Here is a 22,012-nt window from a genome sequence, read left to right as displayed (position 1 = left end):
TGTGGGGGAACAGGACTCCTGTTCCCCCACACGTGGAAGGTCCCCGCCCCATGGGAGGGGATGCGTCGGGCGCGTCAGTCGCCCGTCGTCAGCCTCAGGCCAGCGAGGGCTGGAGGCCGAGTGTGCCTACGAGGTGCTCGCGGTAGGCCGGGGTGCTGACCTTGTCCAGCCAGGCGCGGGCCTCGGCCAGGCGGCCCTCGATGCCCAGGCGCTCGATGACCTCCTTGTTGTTCTCCGCGGTGTAGAAGCGGGTGAGGTCCTCGATGGCCTGATGGGCCTGGCGGGTGTCGCGGGCGACCTTGGCGTCCAGACGCGCCGCGTACCACGACGAGCTCAGGATGTTCTCACGCTCGAACAGGGCGCGGAACTCCGGGCTCGCCAGGTTCCAGCCCTCCCGGGAGGTGCCGTCGATCATGATCTCCAGAAGGGCCCGCAGCGGCGGCACGGCCCACTCGATAGAGCCGTCGGCCCGGTAGTGCTCGGCTACAACCTTGTGGGTGGTGACGATGATGTCCACCGAGTCGGCGAAGACCGCCTCGTCCTGCAGTTCGGGACGCAGCATCTCCTCGGTGAAGACGACGTCGGGGTGCAGGAAGATCCGCCCGAAGAAGGTTGAGGCGAAGGCCTGGTTCATGCGGTAGCCCAGGCGCGAGGCCTGGACGGTGCGGCCCTTGTACTCGAAGTCCTCGATGCCCTCAAGGTAGCCGTTCTCGATGAGATTGTGGGCGTCTCGCTCCTCAACGCTCATGCGGGAGAAGATCTCCGGGATGAGCAGCGAGATGTCGTGAGCCACCTGGACCTTCGGACCGATGTAGCCGGCCGAGGACAGCCAGCCGTCGTAGCCGCTGAGAGCGTAGGACAGCAGGGCCGCGTTGAGGTCGTAGATGGCGGGCAGCGCGTTGAACGGAGACTTGGTCAGCGCCCCCTCGCTACCGGCGCCCGTCGTCGAGGGGGACTTGCCGGTCATGGAGGAGATGAACTCCATGAAGAGCTCGGGCAGCTCCATGTAGTGCAGCGGGTTGTAGGCGCACAGCGGCGGAACCCCGTCCTCGGGCGGGTTGTTGCGGCGCCCGGCGGCGACGACATCGACACTGTGGCGCAGCGGCTCGCTCAGGGGCACGTCGCGGAAGAGGTGGTTGGTGAGGTCCGCCAGCGCCACGTCCTTCGGGTTGGCGATGTCGGGACGCACCTGGAGGTAGCGGGGGTTCTTGGTGGGAGTCCCGTTGACCAGGCGCGGGTCGGCCGTGGAGACCCAGTAGGTCTCCTTGGCGGGGTCCTCGGCCTCGGGCAGGGCGGCGGCGCGGGCCACGAGGTCCTGCATGGGCTGGGTGAAGCGGGACAGGCCGGGGGCGTCGGCGGCCATCGCCCGGGCGTCGTCGGGCGTGAGCGGCTGGAAGTTCGAGATGAACAGGTCCGCCTGCGCATCCGACATGTCCGACTCGGTCTGCTTGTCGTAGCCACGCACGATCGCGTCGTCGGGCCGCTGGAAGAGCAGGGACTCGCAGTTGGTGACGAACTTGCGCGACAGCTCCGAGTCCGGGGTGGAGATCAGGCCGCCGGGGGCCACGATCGAGGCGGTGATGTCGTCCTCGGTCTGAACCTTGGCCGCCGGGGAGAAGTCCGGGCGCAGGGACAGCAGGCGCCAGGCGCCGTCGTCCTCGAAGCCCACGCGCAGCATGTTGACCTTGATGACCTCGCCGTCCAGGCGCAGGGAGTTGCCCTTGCGGCCGTTGATGATGCCCACGGAGAAGTGGCTGCGCCAATCCTTGCCCCAACTGGGCTGGTAGAAGCGCTTGACGGTGAAGATGAGCTCCTTAATGTGGGCCGGGATTGACTCCAGGAAGGCGTTGTACTCGTCGGTGTATCTGGGCGATGGCGTCAGCAGCTTGATGACACTTCCCAGCGAGCGGCGCTCGGAGAGGATCGAGCGGTGGTTGTTGCTCTTGTTGGCCGGGTCGACGAAGCGGTCGGCGTAGTTGCCATCGAGGATCTTCTGGACGGTGTCGAAGTCCTCGTCGACGTCGCCGACGTAGGCCTCGCCGAAGACAAAGGCGTCCAGGAGGGACTTGGAGATCTCCGACTTGCCGCCGCCGGAGACGGTGGCCGGCTTGTGGGCCTGCGTGGACCAGGGGGCGGTGCCCACCAAGTGCCACTGGGTGGCGTCGCCCTCGCGGTGCTTGGCGTGCACCCGGTAACCGTTGGGGGCCACATAGGTGTTGCCCGCCAGCAGTGGGATCGAGGCCTCCTGATCGTCGGGGCGGGTCCAGGTGATCGTCTGGTTGCGCATTGAGTAGTGGGCGCCGGCGGGCACCAGCACCACGGTCGGGTCGTCGATCGCGACAGCGGAGCCGTCCTCGCGCAGCTCGAAGCGGCCGGGGTTGCGCTCGAGAACGTGCTCGAGGGTCATGCCCTCGGGGGTGTGAATATCGGTGTACTCCTGGCTCAGGTTGTAGCGCGGGTAGGCGATCGCGCCGCCGGCGTGCTCCTCCTCCACGCAGCCGAAGAGGTTGGCCGAGTACCCGATCTGGGTCTTGACCTCCTTCTTGCAGTAGCCGAAGTAGTTGTCAGCAATGACGGTGACGATGACGCCGCGCTCGTCTCGGGCCACGCACTTGAAGGCCTTGCCGCCGTTGTAGAGCTCGGCCTCGTCCTTCCAGCACTGGCCGTCGCGGCGCTGGCGCTCGGTGGCCTCCTCCCAGGAGGGCAGACCCAGTTCCTTCTTGGTCAGGGTGGTCAGGTGCGGGGCGAGGATGACGCAGCCGGTGTGACCGGTCCAGGACTCCGGGGCCAGGGAGGCGTCATTCTCCGGCAGATAGGGGTCTCCGCCATTGCCGAAGATCCCCTCGACGAAGTCCAGATTGGAGACCAAACCGCCGGGGGCGATGAAGCGAATCTCCATGGAGCGCTCGGCGGAGAAGCCGGCGACCTCGGGAACGACGACGGGACGCAGCAGCAGGGACACAAAGCAGCGGGCCGGCTCATCCTGCGTGGAGGCCCACGGCAGGGTCATCAGGTCCTCGGGAGCCTCAACGGCGCGGTCCAGCAGGCGGGCGAAGACGTCGCGCGGGACGGCGATCTTGTCATCGGGGATCGGCAGGCCGCCCTCGGCGACATGGAAGACGCCGGCGGTGGTGCGGCGGTCGTTGCGGGGATTGTGCAGGACACCGCCGAGCACCTTGTAGCTCTCGACGTAGTCGGAGGTGAAGCTGGTGGAGTCCACCGGCAGCGACAGAGCTCGTGCCAGGCCGGGCTGATCCAGGACGAAGGTCGAGCGCGGCAGCCTCGGGGTGACGGCCGCGCCCTCCAGGTAGGAGTCCAGGAAGGTCTGGATGCGCTGGTCGGCAGCACATGGGCGGTGGGCCAGTCGACGGGAGAGCTCGCGCTGGCGCGCCAGGATCGGGGACATGAGGCGATCCGCCTCAGTCTGCTTGACCTGTGCCGGGGCGGAGATCCCCAGCAGCTCCAAACGCAGGGCAATGGCGGAGGTAGTGGCCGCGTCTGTAGTTGTCATGGCTCGAGCCTAGTCAGATTGGACGACACGCTCCTGTTACGTTCTGCCCAGAAAGAAGGCTTCAGGGGTGTGGTCGACGTCGCACTTGCTGGTCCTCGTCGCCCGGTTGGCGGCCGGCTCGGCTCATGACAGGAGCAACTGGGACAGCGCAGTGCCCACGAGGCAGGAGGTGAACACTCCGATGAGCCCGGGCACCAGGAAGGAGTGGTTGATGACGTACTTGCCGATGTGCGTGGTGCCGGTGGGATCGAAGCCGATCGCCGCCAGGTCTGAGGGGTAGGTGGGCAGGATGAAGTACCCGTAGGAGGCGCCGATGAACCCGACGACGATGACCGGGCTCACCCCGAGCGACAGGGCCATGGGGGCGACGATGAGCAGGCCGGCCGCCTGAGAGTTCACCAGCTTGCCGATGATGAACAGGACGATGGCGTACATCCACACGTGATGGGACAGGACGCCGGCGAGACTGTGCTCCAGGTCCTCCAGGTGTGCGTGGACGACCGTCTCGGTCATCCAGGCGACCCCGAAGATGGAGAACATGGCGGTGGCCCCGGCCTTGAATACAGCGGTGGAGGCGATCTTGCCGGCCTGCACCTTGCAGGTCAGCAGGATGAGCGCCCCGGCGGCGAGCATGACCATCTGGATGACCAGGTTCATGCTCAGGCGCTCCATTGTGCCGCCGTCGCCCGTGGGGAACTTGGGACGCAGCACCTCGAAGGCGCCCAGGACGACGACGACGGCGATGGCTCCCAAGAAGATCCAGGTGGCGCGGTAGGCCTCGGGCGGGAACACCTTGCCGATGAGGGTTTCGGAGCTGGAGTGGACGGCGGCGCGGAACTCCGGGTCCTTCAGCCGCTTCTGGTACTCCTCGTCTTTGTCCAGGTCCTTGCCCCGGCGCATCGACCACAGGGCGGCCAGAAGCACCCCGCACAACGACGCCGGGATGGAGATGGCCAGGATCTGGAGGACCGACCAGTGCCGGTCGGTGTTCTTGGCGATGATGGAGACGACGGAGACCGTGGCGACCGAGACTGGTGAGGCCGTGATGCCCATCTGGGCGGCGACCGAGGAGGCGGCCATGGGGCGCTCGGGTCGGATGTCCTTCTTAATGGCGATGTCCGCGATGATCGGGAGCATCGTGTAGACCACGTGGCCGGTGCCGCACAGAACGGTGAGGAACCAGGTGACGCACGGCCCCAGGATGGTGATCTGCTCGGGATGCCGGCGCAGGACGCGTTCGGCCATCTGCATCATGACGTCCAGGCCGCCGGACTGCTGGAGGGTGGCGGCGCACCCGATGACGGCCAGGATGGTGAGGATGACATCGACCGGCGCCTCGCCGGGCTCCAGGCGGAATCCGAAGACGAGGACCAGCAGGCCGATCCCGGCGATGAGACCGAGGGCGATCCCGCCCTTCTTCGCCCCGATGATGAGGCAGGTGAGGATGATGACGACTTGGAGGATGATGCTGAGGGCCTGGAGAGCTGAGCTGGCGTCCACGGTGGATCTCCCCGGTGAGCTGGACGGACGGTAGCCGGTGGTCCTCGGGCGGACGAGGAGCTGCGGCGAGGAACTGACACCCTGTCAATGTTGTGTCCAGTGTCTCACTCATATCGGGGGACTATTGTCCCGATCAATACCGGCTGTTCTTGACGTGTTTCCGCTCAGGCTGGGCTCGAACTCACATTCTGTATCCACGGCCGATCTTCTCCTGCTCCCGAAGCGCGTGAGCGCGCTGGTCAGAGCGGAGCAAGTGGAGTTAAGGTAACGGTTGATAAGGGCGTCATGGCTGTTTCCCAGGTCTGCGTCGCTACCGTCACTCCCCACTGTTCCCCCATACTTGAGCGCAGTCGACGCCTCGTGCGGCTTGTCCGCAGTGATCGCACCTGATCGTCGTCGGCGATCTGTAGAACGGTGATCGGCAACCGAGTCGGCACCGGCCGCCAATATCGGTCATGATGGGACCCCAGACCGCAACCGGAGCGTTATCCCCCGCGCCGTTGCGGTACCAGGTCACTGTCTATGACAGTCAACGAAACGAGGAGCGCGTGGCAGAAGGCACGAACGGGGGCGGACCCAGCCGCCCCGTCGGCAAGAAGCTGACCCAGGTGGCCAGCGCCGGTCAGCAGGCCCTGAACAAGCCCCCAGAGTTTGGCAAGACGCCTGGAAAGGGCCGCAAGTCCTCGCAGGTCGAGCGGTCCAAGGACGCCGCCACGGGGCGCAAGCGCCGTTTCTTCAACTACCCTCGCGCCGGAAAGGGCAAGATCCACCGCTGGATCCCTAGCTGGCGGTTCGTCCTGGGATCCTTCCTGCTCGTCGTCCTCTGTCTCGTCGGCGCCTTCATGTGGGCCTACAACAACACCACGGTCCCCAAGCCCAGCGAATTCGCGCTGGCGCAGAGCAGCACGGTCTACTACGCCGACGGCTCGACGGAAATGGGCAAGTTCGCTGAGATCAACCGTCAGTCCGTGGACGCCTCCACTCTTCCGGACTACGTGGGTAACTCGGTGGTGGCCTCGGAGGACCGCAGCTTCTACTCCAACAAGGGAGTCGACCCCAAGGGCATCGCCCGCGCCCTGGTGAATAACTTGCGCGGAGGCGACACCCAGGGCGCCTCGACCCTGACGCAGCAGTACGTGAAGAACTACTACGTCGACACCACGGACTCCTACTTTGGCAAGGCCAAGCAAGCCATCATGGCCATCAAGATCGACCGGGAGAAATCTAAGAAGGATATCCTGGGCGACTATCTCAACACGGTTTACTTCGGCCGAGGCGCCTACGGTATTGAGGCTGCCTCGAAGGCGTTCTTCAACAAGTCCGCCAAGGATATGAGCCCGTCGGAGGCGGCACTCCTGGCGGGAATCCTGCCGTCCCCCAGTGCCTGGGATCCGGCCGAGAATTCGGAGAAGGCACAGGAGCGGTGGTCCCGAGTCCTGCAGTTCATGGTCGATGATGGCTACATCTCCCAGGAGCAGTACAACACCGCCAAGCAGGCGGGCATGCCGCCGACCGTCGAGTCCCAGACCAAACAGGTCTACGCCGGCAGTAACGGATACCTGCTTCAGATGGTGCGCGCCGAGCTCGAGAACAAGGCCAAGCTCAAGCCCGAGCAGATCGACACCGGCGGCTTCAAGATCGTCACCACGATCAACCCGAAGGATCAGGAGGCCGCCGTCAACGCGGTCAACTCCCTGCCCGAGGGCGCTTCTCCGAACCTGCGCAAGGCGCTGGTGTCCATTGATCCCAAGACGGGGGGTGTTCTGGCGCTCTATGGGGGTGCGGACTATCTGACCAGCCAGGTCAACACCTCGACCGACGCGATCGCCCAGGCCGGCTCCACCTTCAAGCCCTTCGCTCTGGTGGCCGCGTTGGAGAACGGGTGGTCCCTGGGCAGCAGCTACCCGGCGACCTCTCCGATGACCATCGAGGGGCATCAGTTCCAGAACTTCAAGAATGTCTCCCTGAAGTCGGCCAGTCTGACCCAGGCAACGGAGCAATCGCTCAACACGCCCTACCTCCAGCTCAACCGGGACCTGTCCAACCAGGTCGATCCGCAGGCGACGGCCGAGGTGGCCAACCGTGCGGGGTACCCCAAGAACACCGCGGGGCTGAAATCCGATGAGGAGCGGGAGTTCGTGCAGAACGTCCTGGGGTCTGCCTCGCCGCACACGATCGACATCGCCTCGGCCTACTCCACCTTCGCTGCGCAGGGTGTGAAGCGCGACACCCACATCGTGGCCACCGTCAAGAACTCCGATAGTACGGACCGCTACACGGCCCCCACCGAGGGCAAGCGGGAGTTCGAGGAGGACGTTATGGCGGATACGACCTACGCCCTCCAGCAGGTCGTCGCCGGTGAGAACGGCAGCGCGGACAAGGTGGCCGCGCAGATGGACCGCCCGGTCGCCGCGAAGACCGGATCGTCCTCGGACAACAAGTCCGCCCAGTTCGTGGGCTTCACCCCTCAGGTGGTCACCGCGGTGACTCTCTATCAGACCGGTGATGATGGCTCGGAGGAGTCGATCACGCCCTGGGGCGAGTATGACGAGGTCACCGGCTCGACCTACCCGGCGGACATCTTCATCGACTACATGAAGGTCGCCCACGAGGGGCTCAAGGTCGAGGAGTTCCCCGAGGCGGCGGAGATCCCCGCCACACGCGGCGGCGGACGCGGCTCTGCGAAGCCGACGGCCGAGCCGGAGGAAGAGGAGACGGTGGCCCCCACCAGCCGGCCCGAGGAAACCCAGGCCCCCGCCGAGCAGCCCACCGGCGAAGCGACGCCCCAGCCCGAAGCCACGCCGCAGCAGCCTGGTGGAAGTGAGCCGACAGCCGAGCCTTCGAACGGAGGCAATATCGGCGGTGGTGAAGGCGGTGGTGAAGGCGGTGGTCACCAGACCGAAGGTCCTGGTGCTGGCGGAGGTGGTGGTCCCGGAGGAGGCCCAGGCGGTAATGACGGAGGCGGCCAACCGCCCGGTGGTCAGGGCGGCCAGGGGCAGGGAGGCGGTGCGCAGCAACAGGCCCGTCCTCAGGGAAACGTCGGCTAGCGTTCTGCATCTCCGCGGCTGACACCCGCATTCCACTAGGCACCCGACGGTGGGCCGATGACGTGTTGCATGGCACGTCGTCGGCCCACCGTCTTGACTTCCAGGGCCGACGGGTTGTCCGGTAATGTGGCGATCTGGCTGCGTCGTCGGGCGGAAGGCGGAATGAAGCCTGTTTCCGCCGGATGGTGCGCCGCACGCATCACCCTCCTGTCACGGAAGGACCGTGACCGCCACAGACCAGAGGAGGTGGGTACCAAGCATGCGTCACTACGAGATCATGATCATCCTCGACCCCGAGACGGACGAGCGCACCGCCAATGCGACGCTCGAGAAGCTGCTTCAGGTCGTCCCCAGCAACGGGGGCACCGTGGACAAGGTCGACATCTGGGGCAAGCGCCGGCTGGCCTACGACATCAAGAAGAAGTCCGAGGGCTTCTACGTCGTCGTGGACATGACCACCACGCCCGAGATCGCCCAGGAGCTCGACCGCCAGCTCGGTCTCAATGAGACTGTCCTGCGCACCAAGCTGCTGCGTCCCGAGGCCTGAGCCTCTACCGGGAACGGAGACAACGCCATGGCCGGAGACACCATCATCACCATCGTCGGGAACCTCACCGCGGACCCCGAGATGCGCTTCACGCCCTCCGGGGCGGCGGTGGCCTCCTTCACCGTCGCCTCCACGCCACGCACCTTCGACCGCGCCGCCGGTGAGTGGAAGGACGGGGAGACCCTGTTCATGCGCTGCTCGATCTGGCGCGACGCCGCGGAGAACGTGGCCGAGTCGCTGACCAAGGGCACGCGCGTCATCGCCCAGGGCCGACTGGTCCAGCGCTCTTTCACCACCCGTGAGGGAGAGAACCGCACGGTGGTGGAGATGCAGGTCGATGAGATCGGCCCCTCCCTGCGCTACGCCAAGGCCCAGGTCACCCGCCAGCCCCGTGGAGGCGGTCAGGGCGGCTTCGGCGGCCAGCAGGCCGGCCCCCAGGGCGGAGGTTTCGGCAACCAGGGCGGTCAGGGCGGATTCAATCAGGGCGGCCCCCAGCAGGGCGGCTACAACGGCGGTGGCGGCTTCGGCGGCCAGGGCCAGTCCGGGTACAACGCCCCCGCTGGCGGCGCCGCGGACGACCCGTGGGCCACGGGCGGCTCCACCTCCTTCGGTGACGAGCCCCCGTTCTAAAGCCGCGACGGCGTCGGCCCGCTCCCTTACCCCCACACCACACTTTCATCTCGTAGAGCGCCCAGGCGCTCAGACCAAGGAGTACCACCATGGCGAAGCCCCAACTTCGCAAGCCCAAGAAGAAGGTCAGCCCCGTCAAGGCCATCAAGGTCGGCACCATCGACTACAAGGACACCGCCACGCTGCGGAAGTTCATCTCCGACCGCGGCAAGATCCGCGCCCGTCGCGTCACCGGCGTCTCCGTCCAGGAGCAGCGCAAGATCGCCAAGGCCGTGAAGAATGCCCGCGAGATGGCTCTGCTGCCCTACTCGAGCTCGGCTCGCTGATCGGAGGCACGCGCAATGACCACCAAGCTCATCCTCACCCACGACGTCTCCCACCTTGGCTCCGCCGGCGAGGTCGTGGAGGTCAAGGACGGCTACGCCCGTAACTACCTCCTGCCCCGCAAGCTCGCCGCCCCGTGGACCAAGGGCGCCCAGCGCCAGATCGACCAGATGGCCGAGGCGCGCCGCAAGCGCTCCATCGCGTCCCTCGAGCAGGCCCAGACCGCGCGCGCCTGGCTGCAGGAGAACGTCGTCACCATCTCCGCCACCGCCGGTGACAACGGCCGCCTCTTTGGCGCCGTGACCACCGCGACCCTGGCGGACGCGGTCAAGGCCGCCGGCGGCCCCGCCGTCGACCGCCGCAAGATCCAGGTCGTGCCGCCGATCAAGTCGACCGGCCGCCACAGCGCTTCCGTGCGCCTGCACGCCGACGTCGTGGCCCCCATCGAGGTCAACGTCGTCCCCGCGCGCTGAGCATCATCGGACGTCTTCTGCCGTCGGGCCGGAGCCTCCAACTGGGAGGTACCGGCCCGACGGCGTCGTGCTGACGTCCGGTTCGTAGGGTAGGGCGCGCGTTCGTATCCTCTACCCCTCGAACGCATGACCTACCCTACGAACACGCAGCCGGGTGTCATCGGTCATCTCCACAGGTCTGCTATGGGACGCGCGGTGCGAGCGACGGTCGCTGGGAAGAGAGCCAGGATCCGGGAGCGCAGTACATCGAGGCGCTTGAAGTCCGCCCAGATGAAGCGTTCGATGCGCCAGCCCATTCGAGTGAGGGCGTCCTGGCGCTGCTTCTCCTTCCACAGGTCCTCCGGGGCTTTGTACTTGATCTGCCCGTCGAACTCCGCCAGCACCCTGTACTCCGGCCAGGCCTCATCGGGGAAATAGAGACGGGCGTTGTCCGTATCCTCGATCGCCATCTGAATACGCGGAGCAGGCAGGCCCAAGGCGTGCACGAACCAGTGCAGCAGTGACTCGCCTGGCGATTCGGCGAAAGGCGAGGCCATGGCGACGACTGCCCGTGCGCGCCGTGCCCCGGCACGTCTGCCTTGTGCGATGACCGCCGCTTGGAGCTGAGATCGGGCGGCCTCGACTCGACGGTCTGACTGCGAGTATTGGTATCGCGACGGACGAGCGGCAGCGCGGAGCGCTGACTCGACCACACAGATCGAGTCGTGGGCGGGAAGGTCGAAGGCACAGTCGACCGTGGTCCGCATCAAGGTGCTCACAGGCAGACCCGAGACGATGGCGATGTCCTCCTGGGTCAGAGTCAGACGTCGTCGGCGCAGATACGCAGGGCGTCGTGCTCCTGGCGGGAGGGGGAGCTTCTGGTGGGGATGGTGCGGTCGTGATGGGACGACGACACTGACGTCCGGCTCATGCTCCCGTAACCACAGACCGTGGACGAGTGCGGCGGACTCGTGGCTCAGGCAGCGCGCGGACTCGACCCGCTGACAGGCGGCGGCGCAGCGAGCCAGACTGAGGCGCTCGTCGGCCTCCCATCGAGGGAGGTTCTGTGCGCCGATGTCCGCGTAGATGCCACGAAGAACCCTCACGGGGTTGCGCATGGCGGCCGGTGGGCCGGCGGACGCGACAACGGGCGGCAGCTGAGGTGGTTCGGGGTAGGGCTCCATATGGCAAGAGTGGTGGGCGATGGCTGAGGCAGCCACCGGAGCCTCGGAGCCCTGTGGACGCGGCCGGGCGCAACAGTTCTGTGGCCACCGGATGACGGCGTCGTGTTCGTAGGGTGGGTCGCGCGTTCGTGCCCTCTACCCCTCGAACGCATGACCTACCCTACGAACGCGCGGGGGATCTATGTGGGATAGGCAGTGCGGGGAAGGGCGCGGCGAGACGCCGATCAGTGGCGCCAGGCGGTGCCGCGGGCGCGCAGGTAGGTGGTGGTGCCGCGGGCGGCCATGAACACCCAGGCGAAGGCGATCCACAGCTGCACCAGGCCCGACGTCGAGCCCGAACTTCCCGGCAGTACGCCGCCGCCGATGAGCAGGGCGAGGGGGACGTAGGGCGCCAGTGTCACCAGCCCCGCCCGGGCCAGGTAACGGCCGTCGCCGGCTCCCATGAGCACGCCATCGAGCAGGTAGACGACCCCGGCCAGCGGCAGGGCGCTCGCCGCGACCAGGAGCGCCGGTGCCGCGGCCGCGATGACGCCGGCGTCGGAGGTGAAGACTCGGGGCAACCAGGCGGCCCCCGCCGCCATGAGCACCCCGATGAGCACGCCTGTCCCAGCGCCCCAGGCCAGCATCCGCCGCAACAGCTCGTCGATGGACCAGCCCGCAGTGGTCGAGGCGGTCCGAGCATCAGCGTCGGTATCGGCCGCGGTATCGACCTCGGTGTTGGTCACAGCGGAATCGTCGGCGTCTCTCTGCGCCTGTCCCAGCGCGGTGCCGATGAGGGCCTGCGCCGCCACAGCCAGCGCATCCAGGGCGAAGGCCGCGAAGGTCCACAGGGTGTTCACCACCTGGTGGGCCGCCAACGACACGTCCCCGAGCGCCGTCGCCGCCCACACGGTCGCCAGGATCGCCACCCTGAGGCTCAGCGAGCGGATGAGCAACGGCGTTCCGCTGCCCAGAGAGGCCCGCAGGCCCTCCCGGTGGGGGAGCAGACCCACACCGGCCGCCCGGGCCTCCCGGACGATGGGGCGGGCCAGCGCCAGCGTCATGGCCGTCTGCGCGATCGCGGTGCCGGCACCCGAGCCCGCGATCCCCACCCCGACCCCGTAGAGCAGAATCGCGTTGACGACGACGTTGAGGATCGCCCCGCCGGTGGCCACTACGAAGGGCGTGCGCGTGTCCAGCAGGCCGCGCAGTACACCGGTGGCCGCCAGAACGACGAACATGCCCGGCAATCCCGGGCTGGAGGCGCGCAGATAGGCGACGGCGGCCTGTGCCACCGGGCCGTGAGCGCCCATCAGCCGTGTCAGCCACGGGGCTGTCAGCCCCAGGAGGGCTCCCGTCCCCAGCCCCAGCAGGAGTGCCAGCCACATCCCGTCAACGCCGGCCCGCAGCCCCCGCCGACGGCGACCGGCCCCGAACAAGCGCGCCGTCGTTGCGGTCGTCGCGTAGGCCAGGAAGACGAACAGGCCCACCGTCGTCGTCAGGATCGTGGAGGCCAGCGACAGGCCCGCCAGGCTCACGGCACCGAGATGGCCGACCATCGCCGAGTCCGCCAGCACGAAGAGCGGCTCGGCGATCAGAGCCCCCAGCGCTGGCAGGGCCAAGGACAGGACCTGACGATTGAGACTGGAGGAAGGAGGGTAGCTGGTATCGGGCACTGCCCCATTGTGGACCACCGTGAGCTTCTGGAAACCATTGGCAGTCGCCGGGCACTGCCGGGTGGCGGACGCGCGGGAGACTGCCCGACGGCACGTGCCCGTCGCCGTGGGAGGGCGGTCGAGCACCGGAGGCGCCAGTGCTGAGGCTGTCCTCATGGACAGGTTGAGGATGAGGATGGTGCCTCGGGCCCTCAGCGGGTTCTCGGTGTGATCAGTCGGGCTGACGACCCCGATTCTCCTGGCGGATCGCACAACGATTCTTCTTGAGGAAAAATTAATAAAATCTGAAAGTAACCCGAGAGTGCGTTCGTGAGGCCGTTGTCGATCGGTGTGTGCGGAACCTGGGGATAACCGGTTCAGACAGGCCTGTAGGAGACCCACAAACGGGATGGACCTCAAGTCGAACGTCATGTTTGTCCACAGGTTTACCCACTTGTCCACAGATCACATTGTGATGTGGTGGGAAGTGCCTATAGGAAGCCTGAACCCGGAAACTGCTGTGATGGCAACGAAAGGTCGACGCACTCCGGTACGGTGGTGCCAGGTGCGCACATCTGTGTCCACAGCAGATGCTCCTGTGTCCCCAGGCTCCGAGGGCCTTCCCACAGGAGGGGTGCGGATATCCCCAGCGCCGGCGAACTTGAGAGTTTGCGAGGTCCTCCCGATGGCGTTATCGTCACGCGCGCGCTCCACGCGGGCGAGCGTCTTCCTGGCGCGCCGGGCCGTCGTCGGGAGCGGAAGGACGGGCCGGTGACAACCGGAGGGACAGTGCGGAAGGTGTAGCCGGATGGACAACGGCATGGGCGGGCAGACCGGCTCGGGCGGGACCGGAAGCGGGGGCATCCGGGCCGACAGCGCCGTCTTCGATCGTCTCCCGCCCCAGGACCTCGAGGCGGAGATGGCCACGCTGGGTGGCATGCTCCTGAGCAAAGAGGCCATTACCGATGTCATCGACGTCCTGCGCGGCCCTGAGTTCTACCGCTCGGCCCACGAGTCGATCTTCGACGCCATCGTCGAGGTCTACAACCGCTCTGAGCCCGCCGATCCCCTCATCGTGGCCGATGAGCTCTCCCGGCGCGGCGAGCTCGAGCGCGTCGGCGGTGCCCCCTACCTGGCCTCCCTCATGGCCACCGTGCCCACCGCCGCCAACGCCGGCTACTACGCCCGGATCGTCAAGGACAAGGCGCTCATGCGCGGCCTGGTCCAGGCCGGTACCCGCATCACCCAGCTGGGGTACTCCACCGACGCCGGCGACATCGCCGATCTCGTCACGCTGGCCGAGGCCGAGGTCTACTCGGTGGCCCACCACGAGGGCGAGAAGGAGGACTACATCGCCGTCTCCGAGCTCCTGGGTGAAGCCAACCTTGAGATTGAGGCCGCTCAGAACCGTGAGAACGGGGCCCTGACCGGCGTGCCCACCGGCTTCATCGAGCTCGACGAGCTCACCGGTGGACTGCACCCCGGCCAGATGATCATCGTGGCCGCGCGTCCCGCCATGGGCAAGTCCACGCTCGCCGTCGACTTCTGCCGCTCGGCCTCGATCCACCACGGCATCACCAGCTGCTACTTCTCCCTGGAGATGGGGCGCATGGAGCTCATGATGCGCATGCTGGCCGCCGAGTCGAGCGTGGACATGAACAAGCTGCGCGGTTCGCGCCAGATGGAGGACCGCGACTGGACCGACGTCGCCGTGGCCTACAACCCCGTGTCCAATGCGCCGCTGTTCATCGACGACTCGCCCAACCTCACGATGCCGGAGATCCGCTCCAAGGCCCTGCGCATGAAGCAGCAGCACAACTTAGGGCTCATGGTCATCGACTACCTCCAGCTCATGAGTTCGGGCAGGCGGGTCGAGTCGCGTCAGCAGGAGGTCTCCGAGTTCTCCCGGTCCCTCAAGCTGCTGGCCAAGGAGCTGGAGATCCCAGTGATCGCCGTCGCCCAGCTCAATCGCGGCCCTGAGCAGCGCACCGGCAACAAGCCCCAGATGAGCGACCTGCGCGAGTCCGGGTCGCTGGAGCAGGACGCCGATATCATCATCCTGCTGCACCGCCCGGAGTACTACAACAACGAGGATCGCCCCGGTGAGGCCGACATCATCGTGGCCAAGCACCGCAACGGGCAGACCCGCACCATCCCGGTGGCCTTCCAGGGGCACGTGTCGCGCTTCGCCAATATGGCGCGCGACGTCACCCCCGAGCCCGCCTACGAGTAGATCGGCTCAACAGGACTCGGGGCCGGAAGGCGCACCGTACGCAGTCGCAGGACCCCCATGACCCAGCTCGCCGCCGTCAGCAGGACGGCCATAGCAAAGCCGTGCGCCAGTCCTCGGTGCAGGTAAGTCGCGTTCTCCGACCCCAGGTTCTCCACGACGACGCTGGCCAGCTCCCGGGTTGACCACAGTGGCAGGACGCGAGTCCAGTCCTCGGTCGGGTCGACGAGCACCTGGACCGCCATGACCGACAGCAACAGAAGCGCGCCCTCCAGGTCCCTCGGAACCAGGGCGGCCGCCAGCGAGCCCAGGGGAGTGGCCACGGTGGCGGTCAGCAGCAGCATGACCGGTACCGCGCCCGGGTGGGTGAGCTCGTCGCCGATTGTGGTCAGGACGAGGCAGCTGTAGAGCAGGCCGATGGTCCACCCCAGGCCGAGAACGGCAAGGTAGCGGCCCAGCAGCAGGACTGCCGGCGGCGCTCCGCTCACGGTGAGACGGCGGTCCACCGACCGGGACGAGACTTGCGTGAACAGCGCCAGTGTCGCCGTCGCCCAGCCCAAGCCTATCGACAGGAGCCGGATGGCGGTCCAGTGGGTCTCCAGGCGCACCAGGTAGAAGGTCAGCGGCAGGAGGGTCGCCAGTGCGAGGGCGCCGCGCCGTCGGGCGAGCTCGCGCAGGGTGATGAGAGCGACGAGGCCAGTGGTCGCCGCTGTCGACTGGGATCGGGCGCCCCCGGCTCGGGGCTGCTCGGCCCGTGAAACTGTCGGGTGAGGTTGCGGTGCACTCATGCGGATTCCTTCCTCCGTGTCCATCGGCGTGTCCGGCCGGTGGTCTCCTGTGGAGCCGGCAGCTCGACGACGCGATCGACCAGGTCGACGTCGCGCAGCAGGTGGGTGACCAGCAGGACCCCCGCGCCCGAAGCGCGCCAGGAGGAGATGAGGGCCCACAGGTCCTCGTAGGCGAGGGCGTCCAGGCCCTGGTAGGGCTCGTCCAGCAGGAGCAGCTCGGGTGCGTCGAGCTGGGCGAGGGCGACGTTGAGCTTCTGCTGGGTCCCGCCGGAGAGTGTTCCGGCGGTCTGGTCCCCGCGGGCGGTCCAGCCCAGGCGGGTGATCAGGCGGTGTCCCGTTGAGACGGAGCGGCCCCTCCGCATGCCGCGCGCCGCGCCGAAGAGCCGGAGGTGCTCGTCGACCGTGAGCAGCGGCGCCAAGGAATCGAGTTGGGGCGCGTAGCCGAAGTGCGGCGTCCGCTCGATGCGTCCGCTGCTTGCGCGCAGTAGGCCCGCGCAGAGCTGGAGCAGGGTCGACTTGCCTGCCCCATTGGCCCCGACGACGGCGACGACCTCGCCCCGGCGGACGGTGAGGTTGATGTCTGACAGGATTGTGCGGCGTCCGCGGCGTGCGGAGACCTCCGTCAGACGCAGGACCGCGGGAGCGGCCGCGGTGGGAGCGGGTACGTCAGCCTGGTAATCCCGCAGGGCCGAGGCGACTTCGCGGGCGTAGAGAACCGCCGGACCGTACAGGTCGCCGGGCGGTACTCCGGCCGCTTCCGCCTCGGCGCGGGTTGACGCCGTCGTCCGGTGGACCTCGGCAGCGGGCAGGCCATGGGAAGCGAGCTCCGCCTCGAAGCTCCGGTACCAGTCGGCTGTCATGTCCGGCATTGGGTCTCTGGCGTCCTCGGTGGGGCTCATGAGGGGGCCTCCGTACGTACCTTCCGGCCCTCGATGATGTCGCCGACCGCTGTGGAGAAGGTGCGCCACTCGGAGCGCCGCGCGGCGAGCTCGGTGCGTCCGGCCTTCGTCAGCTCGTAGTACTTGCGGGCGGGTCCGGAGACGGAGGGGCGCCAGGAGACTGCGACGAGGCCGCGCTTCTCCAGGCGCATGAGAGCCGGGTAGAGCGTGCCGCCGGGTACCTCGTCCAGGCCGGCGGCGGTGAGCCGCTGCGCCAGAGACAAGCCGTAGTCGGCGTGCTCGGCCAGCAGTGAGAGCAGACAGGGTTCCAGGAATCCGCGCAGGAGGCGCGCTGCTGATGAGTCCATGGTTTATAGACTACCTAGTTACTAGATTGTCTATCTACTAGACAGTGCGTGCCGGTTCGCTCAGGCCGAAGTGTCACTGGTGGCGACTTTTAGGTGTGTCGGCACTGCTTCGCGCTGGTGGGCCTGGGGCATCTGCGCAGGTCAGGGCAATGCGGGTCTGCCGATGACCGCGGCAGTCCGTGTGAAAAGTCGCCCAGAGTGACAGAACCGAGCGTGGATGACGAACATCCGCCGCCGACGGAACTGGAGACCGTCAGCGGCGGGCGTACAGGTGGCAACTTGTGAGGAGCCGTCGGGGACAGCGGCGGCGCAGCTCAGGACCGCCGGTACTCGCCCTGATAGACGTAGAGGAACGGCATATTGCCGCGCAGGCCGTGCCTGATGGAGGAGGAGACGACCTCCTTAGCGGTGACGGCGGCCTGAAGCGGGCTGGCGCCCTTGGCAAGCTCGGCGGTGATCGCGGCCGCCAGGGTGCAGCCGGCGCCGTGGACGCGCTCGGTGCCCACGGCCTCGACCTCGAGGACCTCCAGGGTGGCGCCGTCGTAGAAGACGTCCAGCGCGGTGCCGGTGCCCAGTGACGGGCCGGCCTTGGCCAGGACGTTGGGCACGCCCTGGTCATGAATGCGCTTGGCGGCGTCCTTGAGCTGTTCGACCGTGGTGATCTCCCCCATGCCCGCCAGGGTGGCGGCCTCGAACAGGTTCGGGGTGGTCATGGTGGCGCGCGGCAGGATCTTGGTGCGCAGGGCGTTGTCCACCTCGAGGGCGCCCCCGAACTCCTGTCCCTTGCAGATGAGAACCGGATCGAGGACCACGGTGGGGAAGTCGTAGGTCTCCAACGCCCGCTCGACGACGTCGATGGTGGGGGCCGTGCCCAGCATGCCGATCTTGACGGCGTCGACGCGCGAGTGGACCGAGGCGCAGGTCTCGATCTGGTCGGCGATGACGGCCGGGTCCACCGGGACGAAGCGGTGGTTCCAGTCGTTCTCGGGATCCATGGACACGATGCAGGTCAGGGCCGTGCAGCCGAAGACGCCGAGGGTGTGGAAGGTCTTGAGGTCGGTTTGTGCGCCGGCGCCGCCCGAGGCCTCGGAGCCGGCGATGGTCAGGGCGATGGGAGTCATGTCCCTAGCGTGCACCGTCCGGAGCGCACCGGCCAAGCCGGGTCGATCACGTGGAATCGGCCCGGCTCGATGGCGGAATGCCGTTGTCGGCCCGCTCAGGCGTTCGCGATGGTCCAGCGCCGACCGCGATGCCGCCGCCTCCCCGGATGGTCGACCCGCGGGCGGCACGGCAAGGAAATCAGTACCGCAGCGGCCCCGAATCGGGGACCATGGTTCCATGAGCGCCACCACTCCCCTCCCATCATCCCTCGACGACATCGTCTTCCATATCCTGGACCCGCTTGAGGCCGCCGAACGCGACGTCTTCCTCACTCGCGTGGAGGCCTGGTACCCCGACCTCCTCGACGGCCTGACCACCCTCTACGGCGAGGTCGCCGAGGAGGAGGCTCTCAACCTCTTGGCCCTGGCCGCCCAGGCCTACGTGGAGCGCGAGCACGAGCTGCGCCGCCTGGACCTGGCCCGCACCCTCGACCCCTCCTGGGCCCAGCACCCCGGCCGTATCGGCTACGCCGCCTACACCGAACGTTTTGCCGGCACCCTGCGTGGCGTGGAGGACCGCATCGACTACCTGCGCGAGCTGGGGGTGACCTACCTCCACCTCATGCCCCTGCTCACTCCGCGCCCCGGCGACTCCGATGGGGGCTACGCGGTCGCCGACTACCGCTCCGTGCGCCCGGACTTGGGCACCATGGAGGACCTGGAGCACCTGGCCGGTGAGCTGCGCGCCGAGGGCATCTCGCTCGTGGTCGACCTCGTCCTCAACCACGTGGCTGCCGAGCACGAGTGGGCGGTGCGGGCGCGCGCCGGCGAGCAGCGCTACCGCGACTACTTCCTCATCTTCCCTGACCGTACCGAGCCCGATGCCTACGAGCGCACCCTGCCGGAGGTCTTCCCCGACTTCGCCCCCGGCAACTTCACCTGGGACGACGGCGTGAGCGGCTGGGTGTGGACCACCTTTAACTCCTTCCAGTGGGATCTCAACTGGCGCAACCCCCGTGTCATGGCCGAGTTCGCGGGCATCGTCCTGGACCTGGCCAACCGCGGCGTCGAGGTGCTGCGCCTGGACGCCATCGCCTTCACCATCAAGCGCCTGGGCACCGACTGCCAGGGCCAGCCCGAGGTCCACGCCATCACCGAGGCCCTGCGCGCCCTGACCCGCATCGCCTGCCCCGCCGTCGACCTCAAGGCCGAGGCGATCGTGGCTCCCACCGAGCTCCTCCAGTACCTCGGCCAGGGCAAGTACACCGGCAAGGTCTCCGACCTGGCCTACCACAACTCCCTCATGGTCCAGGTCTGGTCCATGCTCGCCGCGCGCGACACGACGCTGGCCGTCGAGGCGCTCCAGAACCTGCCCATCGAGCCATCCACAGCCACCTGGATCACCTACCTGCGCTGCCACGACGACATCGGATGGGCCATCGACGACGACGACGCGGCCGCCGTGGGCCTTGGCGGTTACGACCACCGGGCCTTCCTCGCCGACTGGTACAGCGGCGAGTACCCCACCTCCGACGCCGCGGGTCTCGTCTTCCAGCACAACCCGGCCACCGGGGACCGGCGCATCGCCGGAACCGCGGCCTCGCTCATCGGGATCGAGGCCGCCACCGAGGCCTGGGAGGGCGTCACCGACGCAACCCCCGAGCACGAGGTCGAGTCACTGTGGACCTGGCGCGAGGAACGGATCCACGCCCTGCGCATGGCCCACGCCATCCTCTACGGGTGGGGCGGCATCCCCGTCCTGTGGAGCGGTGACGAGCTCGCCCAGCCCAACGACCCCAACTGGGACACCGAGCCGGGCCACGAGGCCGACTCGCGCTGGGCCGGGCGGCCCCGGCTCGACGAGGCCCGGATGGCCAACCGGCACGACCGCTCCACCGTCGAAGGGCGCGTCTTCACCGATCTGGCGCATATGGCGCAGGTGCGCGCCGGCCTGCCCCAGCTCGACGCCGTCGTGCGCACCCAGGTGCAGGACATCGACGATCCCGGGGTGCTGGTGACCTACCGGGACCACCCGCGTGGCAGCTTCGTGGGCGTGTACAACGTGACGCCGCAGTGGCGCTCGGTGGCCGCCGACCAGCTCGCCCGGCTCGGGGTTATGGGGGCCACCGACGTCCTGACCGACACGGTCCCCTTCGGGTCCACGTCGCTGAACGGGGCGGGGGACGGGCGCGTACCCGTGCCTCCCTACGCCGCCTGGTGGCTGGTGCGCTCCACCGACTGACGGCGAATCGGCTTGAGCTCGTCGGAACTTGGGAGCCCGGGCGCCGGGCGTGCATCATGGGGATGTGACCGGCCCTGAACTCCCTACCTCGACAAACACCTCCGTCGTCGCCGGCCCTGCCGGATCGGCGAGTCCTGCTGCCACCGATGTGTCGGCTCTCGCTCCGGACACCGCCCTCGTCTCCGCTGCTCTGGACTCGGCCACGCCCGCGGCGCTCCTCGCCGGGGCGATCGACGTCGAGCAGGCACCCCGCCCGCTGAGCGTCTTCGACCTTATGCGCATCGGTATCGGGCCCTCCTCCTCCCACACCGTGGGCCCCATGCGGGCCGGCCGCGCCTTCAGCCGGGCCCTGGCCGAGGCGGTCCGCCCAGGCGGCGCAGGGGCGTCCGACGGCGAGTGCGACTCACAGGTCCTCGGCGCCGGCCTGCCGCAGCCCACCCGCATCACCGTCGAGCTCTACGGCTCGCTCGGCGCCACCGGCCGCGGGCACGCCACCGACCGCGCCGCCGTCATGGGAATGGCGGGCTACGAGCCCGAGACCGTTCCCGCCGTCGTGTGCGAGTCCCTCATGGAGGAGGTCGAGGCCGCAGGTGAGCTGGTGGTCGACGGCGTCGGCCCCGTCCCCTTCAGTCCCGGCGCTGACATCCACTTCCTGCCCGGCCGGGTCCTGCCCTACCACGTCAACGGCATGACCCTGACCGCCTACTGCGCCAGCGGCGCCGAGATCCTGCGCCGCACCTACTACTCCGTGGGCGGCGGCTTCGTCATGGAAGACGTCGGAGCTCCCGGATCGCCGTCGATCCAGGCCCTGGCGACCGCCTCCGCCAGCCAGGCCCACGCCACCCCCGCGCCCTTCCCCTTCACCACGTCGGCCGCGATGCTGGCGATTTGCGAGCGCGAGGGCCTGGGCGTCTCCGAGGTCGTCCTGGCCAATGAGCTCTCCGCCCGTAGCCGGGAGGAGGTCATGGCCTACCTGGACCGCCTGCGCGCCACGATGCGTGCCTGCATCGAGGCCGGCATGAACGCCGAGGGCATCCTGCCCGGCGGGCTCGGGGTGCGCCGCCGCGCCAAGGCCCTCCACGAGCGGCTGCGCGCCCAGTCGACCGGCCCGGCCGCCGCCTTCACCATGGCCGACCCCCTGCGCGGCATGGACTGGGTGAACCTGTTCGCGCTCGCGGTCAATGAGGAGAACGCCGCCGGGCGCCGCGTCGTCACCGCCCCCACCAACGGCGCGGCCGGGATCGTCCCGGCGGTCCTGGCCTACTACGAGCGCTTCATCCCCGGGGCCGACGACGACGGCGCCCGCCGCTTCCTGCTGGCCGCCACCGCTGTGGGCGGGCTCATCAAGACCAACGCCTCGATCGCGGGAGCCGAGGTGGGCTGCCAGGGCGAGGTCGGCTCGGCCTCCTCGATGGCGGCCGCCGGCCTGGCCGAGGCCCTGGGCGGGACGCCGGCCCAGGTAGAGAACGCCGCCGAGATCGCCATGGAGCACAACCTGGGGCTCACCTGTGACCCCGTGGGCGGACTCGTCCAGATCCCCTGCATCGAGCGCAACGCGGTGGCCGCCGTCAAGGCCA

16 protein-coding genes are annotated in these 22,012 nt (G+C 68.1%); 8 read left to right on the top strand and 8 right to left on the bottom strand.

The window, feature by feature from the left end; translation table 11 throughout:
• Positions 1 to 94 precede the first annotated feature (94 nt).
• Together FK256_RS09910 and FK256_RS09905 are read right to left on the bottom strand one after the other, a co-directional pair.
• A complete protein-coding gene (locus tag FK256_RS09910) occupies positions 95 to 3,511 on the bottom strand; it encodes a PPi-type phosphoenolpyruvate carboxykinase family protein (RefSeq protein WP_141424657.1) in 3,417 nt (1,138 codons plus the stop codon).
• 123 nt (positions 3,512 to 3,634) lie between these two features.
• Positions 3,635 to 5,011, bottom strand: a complete 1,377-nt coding sequence (locus FK256_RS09905) for an anaerobic C4-dicarboxylate transporter (protein ID WP_141424656.1) — start codon at positions 5,009 to 5,011, stop codon at positions 3,635 to 3,637.
• Between the two features lie 548 nt (positions 5,012 to 5,559).
• On the opposite strand from FK256_RS09905, the gene FK256_RS09900 reads away from it, so the two are divergent.
• The 5 genes from FK256_RS09900 (at position 5,560) to rplI (ending at position 10,032) form a co-directional block, all read left to right on the top strand.
• Entirely contained in the window at positions 5,560 to 8,058 is a 2,499-nt protein-coding gene (locus FK256_RS09900; RefSeq protein WP_141424655.1) for a transglycosylase domain-containing protein, read from the top strand.
• Between the two features lie 259 nt (positions 8,059 to 8,317).
• Positions 8,318 to 8,605: a 30S ribosomal protein S6 gene (gene rpsF / locus FK256_RS09895; RefSeq protein ID WP_009232745.1), complete on the top strand. Its 288-nt coding sequence runs from the start codon at positions 8,318 to 8,320 to the stop codon at positions 8,603 to 8,605.
• 27 nt (positions 8,606 to 8,632) lie between these two features.
• On the top strand, positions 8,633 to 9,235 hold the full coding sequence (locus FK256_RS09890) for a single-stranded DNA-binding protein (protein WP_009232746.1): 603 nt from the start codon (positions 8,633 to 8,635) through the stop codon (positions 9,233 to 9,235).
• 89 nt (positions 9,236 to 9,324) lie between these two features.
• On the top strand, positions 9,325 to 9,561 hold the full coding sequence (gene rpsR, locus FK256_RS09885; RefSeq protein ID WP_003783656.1) for a 30S ribosomal protein S18: 237 nt from the start codon (positions 9,325 to 9,327) through the stop codon (positions 9,559 to 9,561).
• Between the two features lie 15 nt (positions 9,562 to 9,576).
• Positions 9,577 to 10,032: a 50S ribosomal protein L9 gene (gene rplI, locus FK256_RS09880; RefSeq protein WP_021606250.1), complete on the top strand. Its 456-nt coding sequence runs from the start codon at positions 9,577 to 9,579 to the stop codon at positions 10,030 to 10,032.
• Positions 10,033 to 10,196: 164 nt separating this feature from the next.
• On the opposite strand, the gene FK256_RS14630 is transcribed toward rplI, so the two are convergent.
• Complete coding sequence (locus FK256_RS14630) at positions 10,197 to 10,568, bottom strand: hypothetical protein (RefSeq protein WP_231681158.1); 372 nt, start codon at positions 10,566 to 10,568, stop codon at positions 10,197 to 10,199.
• 851 nt (positions 10,569 to 11,419) lie between these two features.
• On the bottom strand, positions 11,420 to 13,102 hold the full coding sequence (locus tag FK256_RS09870; RefSeq protein WP_244936333.1) for an MATE family efflux transporter: 1,683 nt from the start codon (positions 13,100 to 13,102) through the stop codon (positions 11,420 to 11,422).
• A gap of 535 nt (positions 13,103 to 13,637) precedes the next feature.
• On the opposite strand from FK256_RS09870, the gene dnaB reads away from it, so the two are divergent.
• Positions 13,638 to 15,062 carry a replicative DNA helicase gene (gene dnaB, locus FK256_RS09865; protein ID WP_141424654.1) on the top strand — a complete coding sequence of 475 codons (1,425 nt, stop codon included), beginning with the start codon at positions 13,638 to 13,640 and terminating at the stop codon, positions 15,060 to 15,062.
• Here the strand turns inward: dnaB and FK256_RS09860 are convergent.
• The 4 genes from FK256_RS09860 to thiD form a co-directional block, all read right to left on the bottom strand.
• Positions 15,053 to 15,847 carry an ABC transporter permease gene (locus FK256_RS09860; protein ID WP_141424653.1) on the bottom strand — a complete coding sequence of 265 codons (795 nt, stop codon included), beginning with the start codon at positions 15,845 to 15,847 and terminating at the stop codon, positions 15,053 to 15,055. The genes dnaB and FK256_RS09860 overlap by 10 nt on opposite strands.
• Entirely contained in the window at positions 15,844 to 16,746 is a 903-nt protein-coding gene (locus FK256_RS09855) for an ABC transporter ATP-binding protein (RefSeq protein ID WP_141424652.1), read from the bottom strand. Before FK256_RS09855 ends, FK256_RS09860 begins: the two co-directional genes overlap by 4 nt.
• Positions 16,743 to 17,093, bottom strand: a complete 351-nt coding sequence (locus tag FK256_RS09850; protein ID WP_009232753.1) for a PadR family transcriptional regulator — start codon at positions 17,091 to 17,093, stop codon at positions 16,743 to 16,745. Before FK256_RS09850 ends, FK256_RS09855 begins: the two co-directional genes overlap by 4 nt.
• A 314-nt stretch (positions 17,094 to 17,407) precedes the next feature.
• A complete protein-coding gene (gene thiD, locus FK256_RS09845; protein WP_141424651.1) occupies positions 17,408 to 18,214 on the bottom strand; it encodes a bifunctional hydroxymethylpyrimidine kinase/phosphomethylpyrimidine kinase in 807 nt (268 codons plus the stop codon).
• A 217-nt stretch (positions 18,215 to 18,431) separates the two neighbouring features.
• Between thiD and FK256_RS09840 the strand changes: the two genes are divergently transcribed.
• Both FK256_RS09840 and FK256_RS09835 read left to right on the top strand, forming a co-directional pair.
• A complete protein-coding gene (locus FK256_RS09840) occupies positions 18,432 to 20,435 on the top strand; it encodes an alpha-amylase family protein (protein WP_141424650.1) in 2,004 nt (667 codons plus the stop codon).
• 64 nt (positions 20,436 to 20,499) lie between these two features.
• A partial coding sequence (locus tag FK256_RS09835) for an L-serine ammonia-lyase (RefSeq protein WP_141424649.1) occupies positions 20,500 to 22,012 on the top strand: 1,513 nt, incomplete at its 3' end.

This window comes from Actinomyces johnsonii, from assembly GCF_006546835.1.
GTDB lineage: Bacteria > Actinomycetota > Actinomycetes > Actinomycetales > Actinomycetaceae > Actinomyces > Actinomyces johnsonii.
This window is presented reverse-complemented; position numbering and strand designations above follow the sequence as displayed.